Raw genomic sequence first — 13668 nt, 5'->3', positions numbered from 1 at the left:
ATTTTGCTGTTGCGCAAACGCCAATGCTCAAATTTACAATAGATGTAAACTCGCTGATCCACGATTGACCCGGCGGCGCGTTTTTACGAAAAGCGTCAGCACGTTGGTGAAAGACCGGCGTAATTCACAACTAGCCAGCCAGCCGCCTTCTCAAGGCGATGCCCGCCAGCCGCATCAAAGCATAATGAAGAGTTGGGGCTGTCATGTTGGGGCTGAACGCGCGCGCGTGCGCGCTTCTCGTATCTGTGTCTGTTGTTGCGCTGGGGGCTGCCGGCGTGTCGCATGCTCAAACCGCCGATCCGGCGGCGGCTCCGATCGCAAAGCCCAAACAGGCCAAGAAAAAGCACGCGGCCGCGCCGCCTCAGGCGCCTTCCGCACAGGCGCTTGATGCCCGCGCGCAGGTTGCGCAGGGTACGACTCTCGACGAGATCAGCGTCGCCGCGACGAAGACCGAAGGGCGGACCATCGATGCGCTGGCCGGAGTGAGCAGAATCAATCAGGCCGAGATCGATCAGGTCGGGCCGAAACGAACGTCCGACATTTTCATCAACACGCCGGGCGTCTCGTTCCAGGAGCGCGGCGACGAGCCGGGCAGCGCCATTGCTGTGCGCGGCTTGCAGGATTTCGGACGTGTCGCGGTGGTCATCGACGGTGCGCGCCAGAATTTCCAGCGCACCGGCCACAACGCCAACGGCTACTTCTACATCGATCCGGCGATGATCGGCGACGTGGATGTCGTGCGTGGTCCGGTGGCCAATATCTACGGCTCCGGCGCCATCGGCGGCGTGGTGTCGTTCCGCACCAAGGACGTCGAGGACATCGTGCGTATCGGCGAACGCTGGGGCGTTCTCAGCGAAATGGGCGTCGGGTCCAACAACTGGCGGACGAATTTCTCGACATTCGCGGCTGGCAAGAACCAGAACGGAACCGTCGAGGCTATTGTCGGCGGATCCTATCGCGCACAATCCGACTACAAGAACGGTAACGGCGTCACGGTCCCGAATACCGCGTCGGACACCCAGTCCGGACTCGCCAAGCTGACGTTCCGGCCCGCTGACGGTCACGAGGTCAAGCTCGGCTTTGTCGGCTACGATGCGCGTTACAACACCGGCCAGCCGTCGATTCCGAATACGTCGGGTTACGCCACCAATACCAGCAACCAGACGGCGACACTGAGCTGGAAATACCAGAGGCCGGAAGATCGCCTGTTCGACTACAAGGCGAGCGTCTATTTCAACGGCACCGACACCGACCAGATCAAGAATGCCGGCGCGGGAAATCCGATTACCGGCCAGATTGGCGACAAGCGCTCGTTCACGGTCGATACCGTCGGCTTCGACATCTACAACACGTCGCGCATCGATACGGGTCCGGTCGCGCACGCCATCACCTACGGCGGCGATTATTTCTCGGACAAGGTCAAGGTAAGCGATCCTGGCGGCGCGTCCGCCTACACCACGCCAAACGGCGACCGGCGGGTGGACGGTGCATTCGTCCAGGTGAAGAGCAACTACGCGATGCTCGAATTCATCAATGCCGTGCGGTTCGACGAATACGCGCTGAACAGCGGCAGCTTCGAGACCAGCGGTAATCGCTTTTCGCCGAAGTCGACCATCGGCATCACGCCTGCGCCATGGGTGACCGGGTATGCGACTTATGCCGAAGGCTACCGTGCGCCATCGGTGACCGAAACGCTCGTCTCCGGTATTCACCCGGGTGTCGGAGTCAGCACGGGCTCAACCCTGTATGGATCGCTGTTTACGCTTCTGCCCAATCTTGCCCTGAAACCAGAGGTCGGAAAGACCAAGGAAGCCGGTTTGAACCTGCGGTTCAACGACGTGTTCTCGGCGGGCGACAAGATCCGTGCGAAGATCAACGTGTTCCGCAACGACGTTGATGACTATATCGACCTCGTCTCGTTCGGTCCGCCGCAAGCGATGGTTTCGATCTGCCCCGGACCTCCCGGATTTTGTCCCTTTCCGATCCCGTGGCTTCCGGTCGCGTTCACGACAACCTCGCTGGTCCAGTACCAGAACATCGCGAATGCGCGCATCGATGGTGTCGAACTGGAATCGACCTACGATTCAGGCCTCTGGTTCGCGGGTGTGGCCGGGTCGTGGATGGAGGGCATCAACGTGTCGACCGGCGAGCATTTGCAGAGCGTTCCGGGCCAGAAGATCGTCACGACGCTCGGTGCGCGCTTCTTCGATCAGAAACTGACGGCCTCGGTGCGCTGGGCCTCGGTGACCTCCCAGTCCGGCCTGAGCACACTCTACAATCCGGCGACGAACTACGATCTGGTCAATCTCTACTTCGCCTATCAGCCGACGCCTGACATCGTCGCAAGCTTCGGAATCGATAACCTGCTGGACCGGTACTACATCCCGTTCGCGACGCTTCGCGGAACGGACGGCACCGATACCGCGCTGGCGGGATCTGCGCCGGGGCGGGTTTACAAGGCAAGTCTCAAGGTCCGATTTGGAGGAGTCTGACAGGCACGACGACAAACAGTTTTCGCTTTCAATCGCCGCGCAGAGCTTTTCTGCGCGGCTCGATGCGTTTGCTGACGCAGCGCAGATACAGCGGCCCTTTAACAAGCGGCCATGTGGGCCTACAATGAAACAAACAGGAGAAGATCAATGTTTATCGCAATGAACAGATTTCAGGTGAAGACCGGCTCGGAACAGGCGTTCGAAACGGTGTGGGCGACGCGCGAGTCGTATCTCGGCGAACTCGCGGGCTTCGTGGAGTTTCACCTGCTGCGCGGCCCGAAGGCCGACGACCACACGCTGTATTCGACGCACACGACGTGGGTCGACAAGGCGGCGTTCGAGGCATGGACCAAGTCGGAGCAGTTCCGCAAGGCGCATGCGCGTGCCGACAACCAGACCGGCGAGAGCCTCTATCTCGGCCATCCGAAGTTCGAGGGCTTCGAGGTGATCCAGACCGAGCGCAAGACCAGCGCAGCCGCCTGAGAAGGATTAGTTATGCTGAGCACCGATCTCGCCGATCTCAAGAAGCACATGGCGGAGAATCCGGGCGGCGTCATCGAGGACGTCGCGCGCGAGAAGAACGTCACGGCGCGCGCCGTGATCGAGGCGTTGCCGGACGAGATGCGTTCCTTCGCGCCAGGATCGGCGTTCGTGGCCGCGATGCAGGACATCGCGACATGGGGCGAGGTGACGCTGATCATCCATACCGAGGATGGTATCTTCGAGGTCACCGAGCCGGTCGGCGGCGGCGAGATCGGCCGCGGCTATTACAACATCATGAAGCCGAAGGGCATGCACGGCCATCTGCGCCATGAGCGCTGCGGCGGCATCGCCTTCGTCGAGCGGCCGTTCATGGGCAAGTCGTCGGCGTTCGCGGCGTTTCTCAATGTCGATGGCGGCGTGATGTTCAAGGTGTTCGTCGGGCGCGACGAGGCCCGCGCGCTCAAGGCCGACCAGCTTGAGAAATTCCGCGCGCTGGCGAAGTCGCTGGGGTGAATTCTGCGTCATCTGAATCAAAAATGGCCGGGAAAATCCCGGCCATTTTCTTTTGCATTTGAAAGTTGCGAGCGAAGCAACCCGGCTCTTGGAGGGGCAATGACCGGGTTGCTTCGTCGCGGGCGCGTCGCGTCACGGGCATTCAGCGCTGCGCCATTCCTGCGGTCGGGTTACTCCGCGGCCGCCTTGAAGTGCTGTTCGGCGGGGACGGGATGAGCCTCGACGATCGAACTCTCGCCGTGCTGGATCAGCGGCCGGTTGCCGGTGAGGGCGCGCAGCAGCACGTAGAACACCGGCGTGAAGAAGATGCCGAACGCCGTGACGCCGATCATGCCGGAGAACACCGCGACGCCCATGGCATGACGCATTTCCGCGCCCGCGCCGGTGGATGTCACCAGCGGCACCACGCCCATGATGAAGGCAAGCGACGTCATCAGGATCGGCCGCAGCCGCAGCCGGCTGGCTTCGATGGCCGCCGCGATCGGCGTGCGGCCCGCGAACTCAAGTTCGCGCGCGAACTCCACGATCAGAATGGCGTTCTTCGCCGATAGTCCCACCAGCACGAACAGGCCTATCTGCGTGAACACGTTGTTGTCGCTGCCGGTGATCCAGACGCCGAACATGGCGGCCAGCAAGCTCATCGGCACGATCATGATGATGGCCAGCGGCAGCGTCAGGCTTTCGTATTGCGCCGCGAGCACAAGGAACACCAGCAGGATCACGATCGGGAACACGTAGAGCGAGGTGTTGCCCGCGATGATCTCCTGATAGGTGAGGTCCGTCCATTCGTAGTCGATGCCTTTCGGCAGCGTCTCCTTGGCGATACGCGCGACTGCGGCCTGCGATTGTCCGGTCGAGAATCCCGGCTTGGTATTGCCGTTGATGTCGGCGGCGAGGAAGCCGTTGTAGCGCATCGCGCTTTCCGGCCCCGCGCTGGTTTTCACCTTGAGCAGCACCGAGAGCGGAATCATCTCGCCCGAGTTGGAGCGCACCTTCAACTGGCCGATATCGTCCGAGCGCGCGCGATATTTCGCGTCCGCCTGCACGCGCACCGAATAGGTGCGGCCGAACTTGTTGAAGTCGTTGACATAGAGCGAGCCGAGATAGACCTGCATCGTCTCGAAGATGCTGGTGATCGGTACGTCGAGTTGCCGCGCGCGCGTGCGGTCGATGTCGGCGTAAAGCTGCGGCACGTTGATCTGATAACTCGAGAACAGACCCATGATCTCGGGCGCCTCGGCGGCCTTTGCCATGAACGCCTTCTTGGCGTCGTCCAATGCCTCGTAGCCGAGGCCCGCACGATCTTCGAGTTCGAGCTTGAAGCCGCCTGTGGTGCCGAGGCCGTTGACCGGCGGCGGCGGCAGCATGGCCACGAAGGCATCCTGGATCTCGGCGGAATATTTCTTGTTCAACTCGGCCGCGATAGCGACCGCGCTGAGTGAAGGGTCCTTGCGCTCCTCGAACGGCTTGAGCACCGAGAACACGATGCCCGCGCTCGACGAGTTGGTGAAGCCGTTGATCGACAGGCCCGGGAACGCCACGGCGTTTTCGACGCCGGGTGTTTTCTTCGCGATCTCCGACATGCGCCGGATCACGTCTTCGGTGCGGTCCAGCGTTGCGCCGTCCTGAAGCTGAGCGAAGCCGATCAGATATTGCTTGTCCTGACCGGGCACGAAGCCGCCGGGCACGGTCTTGAACAAACCGAATGTCGTCGCCAGCAGCGCGACATAGACACCCATGACAATGGCCTTGCGCGAGATCACGCGCTTGACGCCACCGCTATAGGCATCCGATCCGCGGTTGAACACCTTGTTGAAGCGCCGGAAGAACCAGCCGAACGCCTTGTCCATCCAGCGGCTGAGCGCGTCCTTCGGCTGATCGTGGCCCTTCAGCAGCAGGGCGGCGAGCGCGGGCGACAGTGTCAGCGAGTTGATGGCGGAGATCACGGTCGAGATCGCGATGGTCATCGCGAACTGCTTGTAGAACTGGCCGGTGAGGCCACTGATGAAGGCCAGCGGCACGAACACCGCCAGCAGCACCAGCGCGATCGCAACGATGGGTCCGGACACCTCGCGCATGGCGCGATAGGTCGCCTCGCGCGGCGTCAGTCCCTGTTCGATGTTGCGCTCGACGTTCTCGACCACGACGATGGCGTCGTCCACCACGATACCGATGGCCAGCACGAGGCCGAACAGGCTGAGCGCGTTGATCGAGGAGCCGAGCAGGAACATCACCGCGAAGGTGCCGACCACGGAGACCGGCACCGCCACCAGCGGGATGATTGACGCCCGCCATGTCTGCAGGAACAGGATGACCACGAGCACCACCAGCGCGATGGCTTCCAGAAGCGTATGCACCACGGCCTCGATCGAGGCGCGGACGAACCGCGTCGGATCATAGGCGATGCGGTAGTCCACGCCGTCCGGCATGTTCTGTTTGATCTCCGCCATCGCCGCATGCACGTCACGTGCGATGTTCAGCGCGTTGGAGCCGGGAGACTGGAAGATGCCGATGCCGACCGCGGATTTGTTGTCGAGCAACGCGCGCAGCGCGTATTCCGACGAACCGAGTTCGATGCGGGCGATGTCACGCAGACGGGTGATTTCGCCGTTCTGGCCCGTTTTTACGACGATGTCGCCGAATTGCTCCTCGGTGTTGAGGCGGCCCTGTGCATTCACCGGAATCTGCAATTCGACGTCGGGCAGGCTTGGCGACGCGCCGACGGTGCCGGTCGCGGCCTCGACGTTCTGCGCCTGGATTTCCCGCACCACGTCGCCCGGCGACAGGCCGCGTTCGGCAACCTTCTGCGGATCGAGCCAGATGCGCATCGAATAGTCGCCTGCGCCCCACATCTGCACCTGACCAACACCCTGGATGCGCGCGAGGCGATCCTTGACGTTGATCAGGGCGTAGTTGCGCAAGTACGTCATGTCATACCGGTCGTTCGGCGAGAGCAGATGCACGACCAGCGTGATGTCAGGCGAGCTCTTCACCGTGGTGATACCGAGCTGGCGCGTCACCGCGGGCAGACGCGGCTCGGCCTGCGAGACGCGGTTCTGCACCATCTGCTGTGCGAGGTCGGGATTGGTGCCGAGGCGGAATGTGACGTTCAGCGTCAACTGGCCGTCGGAGGTCGCCTGGCTGCTCATGTAGAGCATGTTCTCGACGCCGTTGATCTGCTCTTCGATCGGGGTCGCGACCGACTCGGCGATCACCTTCGGATTGGCGCCGGGATACAGCGCCCGCACCGTGACCACCGGCGGGGCGACTTCCGGATATTCGGAGATCGGAAGTGCTGGAAGCGAGAGCAGGCCCGCGAGGAAAATCAGGGCGGACAGCACGCCGGCGAAAATCGGCCGGTCGATGAAAAATCTCGAGATATTCATGACGTCATCTCATTATTGGTCTTGTTGCAGTCGTCTGTCCGATGTCGTCATTGCGAGGAGGTAGCGACGAAGCGATCCATCTTTTCTTTTCAGCGATGGATTGCTTCGCTTCGCTCGCAATGACGTTGCTTGAGGAAGGCGAGGGGCGTCAGTTCGCGTCCATCGCCACGACTTCCGGCGCAACGGACGCACCGGGCCGAATGCGTTGCAGTCCCTTGACCACGACCTGTTCGCCGTCCTTCAGGCCGGCGGTCACGATGCGCAGGCCATCGACAGAGACGCCGAGCGAAACCTCGCGGTACTCGGCCTTGTTGTCCTTGTTGATGACCATCACGTATTTCTTGTTCTGGTCGGTGCCGACGGCGCGCTCATTGATCATCATGGCGCGCTCGGTCTTGGGCTGACCCATCGCGAGGCGGACGAACTGTCCGGGAAGCAGGCGGCCGTCCTTGTTGTCGAAGATGGCGCGGACCCGCACCGTGCCGCTGCGCGGATCAACCTGATTGTCGATCAACTGCATGTGGCCTTCGAACGGCAGGCCGTTGCTGGTCGCGGTGCCCATCTTCACGGGAATGCGGCCGGTCTTCGATGCCGCGGCGTCGTCTCCGAGGGAGTTGAGCGCGCGCAGCACCACCTGCTCGTCGGCGTTGAAGCTGGCGTAGATCGGCGTCGTCGAGACGATGGTCGTCAGCAACGGCGAGCCGGGACCCGCAGCGATCAGGTTTCCGACCGTGATCTCGCGCTTGCCGACGCGGCCCGTTACCGGCGCGCGGACTTCGGTGTAGCTGAGATTGAGTTGCGCGGTTTGCAGCGCGGCCTGAGCGGCCTTCAGATTGGCTTCCGCTTCACGATAGGCGTTGATGCGGTTGTCCTGATCGCGCTGCGAGATCGTCTGCGATCCGCTCAGTTGCTGGCCGCGCTCGTAGTCGCTTTTGGTGAAGACGAGTTTTGCCTGCGCGGCGGACACCTGGGCTTCGGCGCGGGCGACATCGGCGGCATAGAGCGCGGGGTCGATCACGACAAGCACGTCGTTTTTCTGAACCAGCGCGCCTTCGCGAAACCGGATGTCCTGAATGGCGCCTGCGACGCGCGAGCGGACTTCCACCTGCTCGACGGCTTCAAGGCGGCCCGAAAATTCGTCCCAGATCGCGGTTTCCCGCTCATTGACGCTGGCCACCGTGACCGGCGTGGCCGGGGGAGGCGCTGCTGCGGCATCGGCCTTGGCGCGGTTGTTCGAGGTCGTGAAGACCAGGGTGCCCGCGGCAGCCAGCAGCGCCACGCCGACACCGGCTCCGATCAGGCTTGTTCTTTTGGAAAGATTTCTCATCGCAAGGCCCCGTTTTTGCATTTTGCGCTCAGGCACTAAATGCAGTTATTTCAATACGTTGCTGGGGATGGTCTCGAGACGAGAGAATAAAAGTTCCAAACTTCCCCGCGTCGCAGTGTTTTATTGCTGCACCGCAACTGTAACGTTCGGTATAAATGGGACTTGGACTTTCACCGTCAAGGGCCATATCTACCGAAAGGTACAAATTCAGAAAGGTTCTCACTGTGGCTATCGGGCGACCCCGGGAATTCGATCTTGATCAGGCTCTGGAAAACGCGCTGCACGTTTTCTGGGAGAAGGGATACGAGGGCGCGTCGATGGCCGACCTGACGGAGGCGATGGGCATCACCAAGCCGTCGCTCTATGCCGCGTTCGGCAACAAGGAAGAACTTTTCCGCAAGGCGTTCGACTCTTATGTCGATGGTCCCGCCGGCTACGCCAAGCTCGCGCTCCAGCAGCCGACAGCGCGCAGCGTTGTGGAAAAACTTCTTTATGGCGAAGTCGATGCGGTGACGGACCCGGAATGTCCGGCGGGATGTCTCTCCATCAACGGCGCGCTGACGGGCGGTGTCACCGCTGAATCCATCAAGCAGGAACTGATGGCGCGCCGCGCGACATGGGAAGAGAACCTGCGCCAGCGTCTGGAGCGGGCAAAGGCCGAAGGCGACTTGCCCGCCGGCGCGGATGCCACGGTGCTGGCGCGCTATCTCGCCACCATGATGCAGGGGATCGCGGTGCAGGCCGTGGGCGGCACCACGCGGGCGGATCTCAAGAAAATCGTCGAGATGGTTTTGACGACCTGGCCGCCGGTCGCGGCGGGTTAACCGCCCGCCGCGTCGCTGGCTTTAGCTGCCGCGAGAATGCGCTGCGCGCGCAGCCGCACCGGTGCATCGACCATGATTCCATCAAGGGCAACCGCGCCGTCGCCTGAATTGGCGATCTTTGTCGCCCATTCGATGTCGGCCTGCGCGGGGCGGAAGCCCTTCAATGTCGGGGCGATCTGTTTCGGATGAATGCAGAGCTTGCCGCTGAAGCCCATCGACGCGGCATAGCGTGCATCGTCTTCCACCAAAGCCGCGTCGTCGAACGATGGTGTCACGCCTTCAAGGGCCGGGAGAATTTGCGCGAGCCGTGACGCGAGCACGATTTCCGCGCGCGCCGTCAACAATGCGTCGCGCTCCATGCTGCAACCAAGATCCGCGCTGAAGTCGATATAGCCGAACGCGAGCCGGTCGGCGTGGTGAGCGATTGCGCGCACGTTCGCAATGCCTTGCGCGGACTCGATCAGGGCGATGAGTGGACGATCGCCGAGCGTTTCGCGCAGGCTTTTCACCTGGTCCGCGGATTCCGCTTTCGGCAGCATGACGCCGACGGCGAGCTTCTTCGCAGCCTGCACATCGTCGTCGTACCAGCGCGTGCCCGCCGCGTTGATGCGGACGATGGAATTGACCGGAATGGAGGCTCCGAGCAGCGTTGCGCGCGCGGCATCCTTGTCGCCCGGCGCAACGGCGTCCTCGAGATCGATGATGACGCCATCCGCGCCGGAATTGGCGGCCTTGTGATAGCGCTCGGGACGGTTGGCGGGAACGAACAGGGGCGCAAGGAAACTGATGCGCGCGAGGGCGGGCGTCATTGACGGCTTCTCCGGCTGTCTGATGGGCGGCCGCGATGGCCGGCATGTTGACGTGTTTTAGGCCGGGACGGGACGCGGAGGCAACCGTGACGCGCGGATATGTTCGCGCGCAATGGTCTCCGCGATATTGCGCGCGTGCCGGGCCAGATCGGGCGCGCCCATCAATTCGCCGAAGGTGCCGCGCGCCAATGGACCCGCCACGAACAACGCCTGCGCGGCTGCGCCGTCGCGGTCGATGGCGCGGCCCTGCAGGTCGACGTCGATGCCGAGACCCAGCGGATCGGGGCGGGCGAGACCCGCGCCGCCGATCTGTCCGAGCAGCGCGTTGCTTGCGAACACCGTGCCGTGTGCGGGACCGGTCGCGATCACGACAGCATCGAACGCATGGTGCTCCCACGCGTGGCTGCGGCGCGGACGCAGATCGACAGCAAGGTCACGATCCTGCGCCGCGCTGGCGCGGATCGATCCGGCCTGGATTGCGAACGTGCCGTCTGCGATCCGGCGTTTGATCACGTCGTCGACCTGCGGCGCGATGCGAAAGCGATAGGTGTCCCAGAACGGGCGCAGATGATGAATGAGTCGCGCGCGTTCGTGCAGCGGCAGCGCGCGCCAGATCTCGACGCCTTGCAGGCGCAACTGATCCAGCACCGGATGCCACGACAGCCCTTCGCGCGCGGCTTCCGCGATGGCGCGGCGGACGCGGCGCAGCAGCGACAGCGTGGTGCGTTCGGGATTCTCCGCGAACTCTCCGAACGGCTCCATCTGTTCGGTGGCGTGCGGCTGCGAGCGCCGTCCGCGCCGCGACACCGCGAGGATGCGCCCGCGATGACCCTGCCGGTCGAGCGAGGCGACGATGTCCGCCATGGTGAGGCCGGTGCCGACGATCAGCACGCGATGGTCCGGCGCGATGCCGCGCAACACATCGCGCTGCCACGGATTGGCGATGAATCGCGGATCGTCCTGAAGCGGCGCGAGAGACGATGGCACCTGCGGCGGCGTGTGGCAGACCGCCAGCACCACGGCGTCGGCGTCGATCTCGCCGCCGTCATCGGTAATGACGCGGTAGCCGCCCGGTTGCGGAACAATGGCGCGCGCGGTCGTCTTCCGATGCGTGACAGCGCTGCCGAGTTGCCTGACGTGCGCGTTGACATAATCGCCGAATGCCGCGCGGGTCGGAAACAGCGCGCCGGGCAACTGCGCCGCCGGATCGCGCGCCGGGTATCCCGACGCGACTAGCCATTGCTCGAAATGGCCTTCCTCGTCGTAATCGAGATTCATCTTCAGCGCGGGCACGTTGATGCGGTGCGCCGGATCGAAACTGTCATAGGCGAGGCCGCGCCCGATCTCGTCGCGCGGCTCGACAATGACGATGTTGTGTCTGCCGGGCGCTGCGCGATGCAGATGCCACGCCAGCACCGCGCCCGAGAACCCGCCGCCGACAATGACAATTGTCGGAAGATCGCCGGCAGCGGAGCGGTCCGTCTGGATCATGAACCCATCAAGACCTTATGGCGCGTTCGGCGTCCAGATCTTGACAGCGGCGGTGTCCAGTTTTTTCGGGATCAGGCCTTCGCCGAGAAACGCATCGGCGATCTTCTGCTGTTCGGTGAGACCCGCGGGCGTGACCGCGCCGACGCCATAGCTGCGGTGGCTGTTGGCTTCCTCGACGGTTGCGGCGTCGATGCCCCAGAGGCCGGCGAGCAACGTGGCGGCATCCTTCGGATTGGCTTTAACCCACTTGCCGGTCTCGCGCAATTTGGCGAACACGATGTTCAGCACGTCGCTGCGGCGCTCGGTAAAGGTTTCCGAGGCGAGATAGTAGCGCTTGTAGCTTGCGAGCCCGCCGCTGCCGTCGCTCAGAATCTTCGCGCCGGACTGGCGCTGCGCGCTGGTGAGGAACGGGTCCCACGCCACCCAGGCGTCGACATTGTTGCTGACGAACGCGGCGCGGCCATCGGCGGGCGCGAGGTAGGCCGGCGAAATCTCCTTGAAGTTCAGCCCGGACTTGCCGAGGGCTGCGAGCAACAAGTAATGACTGCCCGCGCCCTTGGTCACCGCGACCTTCTTGCCCTTGAGATCGGCCAGCGTCTTGATCGGCGAGTTTGTCGGAACGAGAATGGCTTGCGCCGCAGGCGAGGCGCTTTCTTCCGCGACATAGGCGAGTTTGGAACCGGCGGCCTGCGCGAAGATCGGCACGGTGTCGGCGACGTCCGCGCCGAAATCGAGATTGCCGACGCCAAGCGATTCCAGCAGCGGAAGCCCGCTGGAGAATTCATGCCACGACACCTTCACGCCGAGCGGGGCGAGGGCCTTGTCCAGTTCGCCATTGGCGCGCAGCACGGCGATCAGTGTCGATGATTTCTGCAATCCGATGCGGATCTGATCGGCCGGCTTGTCACTTTGTGCGAACGATGCCGTCGCCGCAAGCAGCAGTGATGCGGCGGCGAACAGTCCGGCGATGGGTCTGGCGTGTCGAGTCATGTGTCGTTGTCCTTTGGCGGCGGTTCGGCGCGGACTCTATGAAACAAGCCGGATAATGAGTTGCCAAAGTTCCGATAGCCCGCGCGTACTTTGTTCTCATTTCAGGACACAACGCGAAATGAATGCGTGATGGTGAGTCTTTGCGCTTCACGCGCCCGTGAGCGAACGAGAATCCAAGATCGATATTCTTGATCGTTGACGTCGGTGTGATCAAAACGTGTGCAGAAAATCGACCTGCAATCGGCGCGCTTTCTGAAACATTCCTGTTGAGCGTATGCATCGTGACAGTGCGGGCATCGCTATTTTTGCGGAGCACTCGACACTCAGGAAGAGCGTGGCCATCATTCCAATCACCAACGCAATCAGTTTGCGTGATCGATTTGCAGGAGAATGGCATGAAGCGCCGGGAATTTCTGAAACTGTCCACGGCGGCCATCGCTGTCGCGGCGTCGTCGGGCGCGTCGCGCGCGCAGGCGGTCGCGAAGGAAGTCCGCATCGGTTATCAGAAGACCGGCGTGCTTGTGATCGCGCGCCAGCAGGGCACCATCGAAAAGCGGTTCGCGGCGAGCGGCACGTCGGTGAAGTGGTTGGAGTTCACGTCCGGCCCGCCGCTGCTGGAAGCCATCAGCACTGGCGCCGCGGATTTCGGCGCGGTTGGGGATTCGCCGCCGATCTTCGCGCAGGCCGCGAATGCCAATATCGTTTATGCGGCGGCATCGCCGATCAGCAACGGGCAGGGCATTCTCGTGCCGCCCGGTTCATCCATCAAGAGCATCGCAGACTTGAAGGGCAAGCGCGTCGGCTTCACCAAGGGATCGAGCGCGCACAACATTGTCGTGCAGACGCTGGAGAAAGCCGGGCTCACTTATAATGACATCACGCCGGTCTATCTGACGCCGCCGGACGCAGGCCCTGCTTTCGCCAACGGCAGCATCGACGCCTGGGCAGTGTGGGACCCGTATTTCGCCATCGGCGAGAAGAAGCAGAACGCGCGCATTCTCATCAATGCCCATGAGGTTGCGAAGACCAACGCCTTCTTCATCGCCAATCGCGATTTCGCCGCCCAGAAGCCGGGGCCGCTGCGCGAAGTGATCGCGGGCCTCGCCACCGCAGCGGCGTGGGCGGAAGCCAACCGCGACGCGGTTGCGAAGTCGCTGCATGAGATCACCGGCGTGCCGCTCGACATTCAGACGCTGGCCGCGAGCCGCGCCTCGTTCGCAATCGGTCCCGTGACCGACGGGATCATCGAGACCCAGCAGGGCGTCGCCGACCGCTTCCACAAGCTTGGGCTGATCCCGAGACAGATCGTGGTCCGCGACATCGTCTGGAAGTCCGCGCAGTCCTGATGCCTTC

The 13668-nt window shown here is 62.9% G+C and carries 10 protein-coding genes; 5 read left to right on the top strand and 5 right to left on the bottom strand.

Going from position 1 to position 13668, the window contains the following annotated elements; genetic code table 11:
* Positions 1-275: 275 nt before the first annotated feature.
* The 3 genes from AC1RKJ_RS21395 to hutX all read left to right on the top strand — a co-directional run bounded on the left by AC1RKJ_RS21395 (position 276) and on the right by hutX (position 3488).
* Positions 276-2492, top strand: a complete 2217-nt coding sequence (locus tag AC1RKJ_RS21395) for a TonB-dependent hemoglobin/transferrin/lactoferrin family receptor (protein ID WP_492793132.1) — start codon at positions 276-278, stop codon at positions 2490-2492.
* A gap of 147 nt (positions 2493-2639) precedes the next feature.
* Positions 2640-2975: a heme-degrading protein HmuQ gene (gene hmuQ, locus AC1RKJ_RS21390; protein WP_492793131.1), complete on the top strand. Its 336-nt coding sequence runs from the start codon at positions 2640-2642 to the stop codon at positions 2973-2975.
* A gap of 12 nt (positions 2976-2987) precedes the next feature.
* The gene (hutX, locus tag AC1RKJ_RS21385) at positions 2988-3488 is read left to right on the top strand and encodes a heme utilization cystosolic carrier protein HutX (RefSeq protein WP_492793130.1); all 501 of its coding nucleotides are present in this window, start codon (positions 2988-2990) and stop codon (positions 3486-3488) included.
* Positions 3489-3658: 170 nt separating this feature from the next.
* Here the strand turns inward: hutX and AC1RKJ_RS21380 are convergent, their stop codons facing one another.
* Both AC1RKJ_RS21380 and AC1RKJ_RS21375 read right to left on the bottom strand, forming a co-directional pair.
* Positions 3659-6874 (bottom strand): efflux RND transporter permease subunit, encoded by a 3216-nt coding sequence (locus tag AC1RKJ_RS21380; protein WP_492793129.1) that lies wholly within the window; start codon positions 6872-6874, stop codon positions 3659-3661.
* 148 nt (positions 6875-7022) lie between these two features.
* Positions 7023-8201, bottom strand: a complete 1179-nt coding sequence (locus tag AC1RKJ_RS21375) for an efflux RND transporter periplasmic adaptor subunit (RefSeq protein WP_492793128.1) — start codon at positions 8199-8201, stop codon at positions 7023-7025.
* Positions 8202-8425: 224 nt separating this feature from the next.
* Between AC1RKJ_RS21375 and AC1RKJ_RS21370 the strand changes: the two genes are divergently transcribed.
* Complete coding sequence (locus AC1RKJ_RS21370; protein ID WP_492793127.1) at positions 8426-9025, top strand: TetR/AcrR family transcriptional regulator; 600 nt, start codon at positions 8426-8428, stop codon at positions 9023-9025.
* On the opposite strand, the gene AC1RKJ_RS21365 is transcribed toward AC1RKJ_RS21370, so the two are convergent.
* The 3 genes from AC1RKJ_RS21365 to AC1RKJ_RS21355 are packed head-to-tail and all read right to left on the bottom strand — an operon-like array spanning position 9022 to position 12315.
* Positions 9022-9834, bottom strand: a complete 813-nt coding sequence (locus AC1RKJ_RS21365) for an HpcH/HpaI aldolase/citrate lyase family protein (RefSeq protein ID WP_492793126.1) — start codon at positions 9832-9834, stop codon at positions 9022-9024. The genes AC1RKJ_RS21370 and AC1RKJ_RS21365 overlap by 4 nt on opposite strands.
* A 57-nt stretch (positions 9835-9891) precedes the next feature.
* Positions 9892-11325 carry an FAD/NAD(P)-binding protein gene (locus AC1RKJ_RS21360; RefSeq protein ID WP_492793125.1) on the bottom strand — a complete coding sequence of 478 codons (1434 nt, stop codon included), beginning with the start codon at positions 11323-11325 and terminating at the stop codon, positions 9892-9894.
* A 15-nt stretch (positions 11326-11340) separates the two neighbouring features.
* Positions 11341-12315 (bottom strand): aliphatic sulfonate ABC transporter substrate-binding protein, encoded by a 975-nt coding sequence (locus AC1RKJ_RS21355; protein ID WP_492793124.1) that lies wholly within the window; start codon positions 12313-12315, stop codon positions 11341-11343.
* A gap of 395 nt (positions 12316-12710) precedes the next feature.
* Here AC1RKJ_RS21355 and AC1RKJ_RS21350 point away from each other — a divergent pair, with 395 nt between their 5' ends.
* Positions 12711-13661 (top strand): aliphatic sulfonate ABC transporter substrate-binding protein, encoded by a 951-nt coding sequence (locus AC1RKJ_RS21350; RefSeq protein ID WP_492793123.1) that lies wholly within the window; start codon positions 12711-12713, stop codon positions 13659-13661.
* The last annotated feature ends 7 nt before the right edge of the window (positions 13662-13668 follow it).

Source organism: Afipia sp. GW822-FHT04G07 (assembly GCF_058800765.1).
The sequence above is the reverse complement of the archived record's forward strand: the minus strand, read 5'-3'. Positions and strand labels throughout refer to the sequence as shown.

Excerpts from the sequence above, each read along its gene's own strand:
- AC1RKJ_RS21375 (WP_492793128.1), bottom strand. The coding sequence starts at position 8,201 with ATGAGAAATCTTTCCAAAAGAACAAGCCTGATCGGAGCCGGTGTCGGC.
- AC1RKJ_RS21355 (WP_492793124.1), bottom strand. The coding sequence starts at position 12,315 with ATGACTCGACACGCCAGACCCATCGCCGGACTGTTCGCCGCCGCATCA.
- AC1RKJ_RS21380 (WP_492793129.1), bottom strand. The coding sequence starts at position 6,874 with ATGAATATCTCGAGATTTTTCATCGACCGGCCGATTTTCGCCGGCGTG.
- AC1RKJ_RS21360 (WP_492793125.1), bottom strand. The coding sequence starts at position 11,325 with ATGATCCAGACGGACCGCTCCGCTGCCGGCGATCTTCCGACAATTGTC.
- AC1RKJ_RS21365 (WP_492793126.1), bottom strand. The coding sequence starts at position 9,834 with ATGACGCCCGCCCTCGCGCGCATCAGTTTCCTTGCGCCCCTGTTCGTT.
- hmuQ (WP_492793131.1), top strand. The coding sequence starts at position 2,640 with ATGTTTATCGCAATGAACAGATTTCAGGTGAAGACCGGCTCGGAACAG.
- AC1RKJ_RS21350 (WP_492793123.1), top strand. The coding sequence starts at position 12,711 with ATGAAGCGCCGGGAATTTCTGAAACTGTCCACGGCGGCCATCGCTGTC.
- hutX (WP_492793130.1), top strand. The coding sequence starts at position 2,988 with ATGCTGAGCACCGATCTCGCCGATCTCAAGAAGCACATGGCGGAGAAT.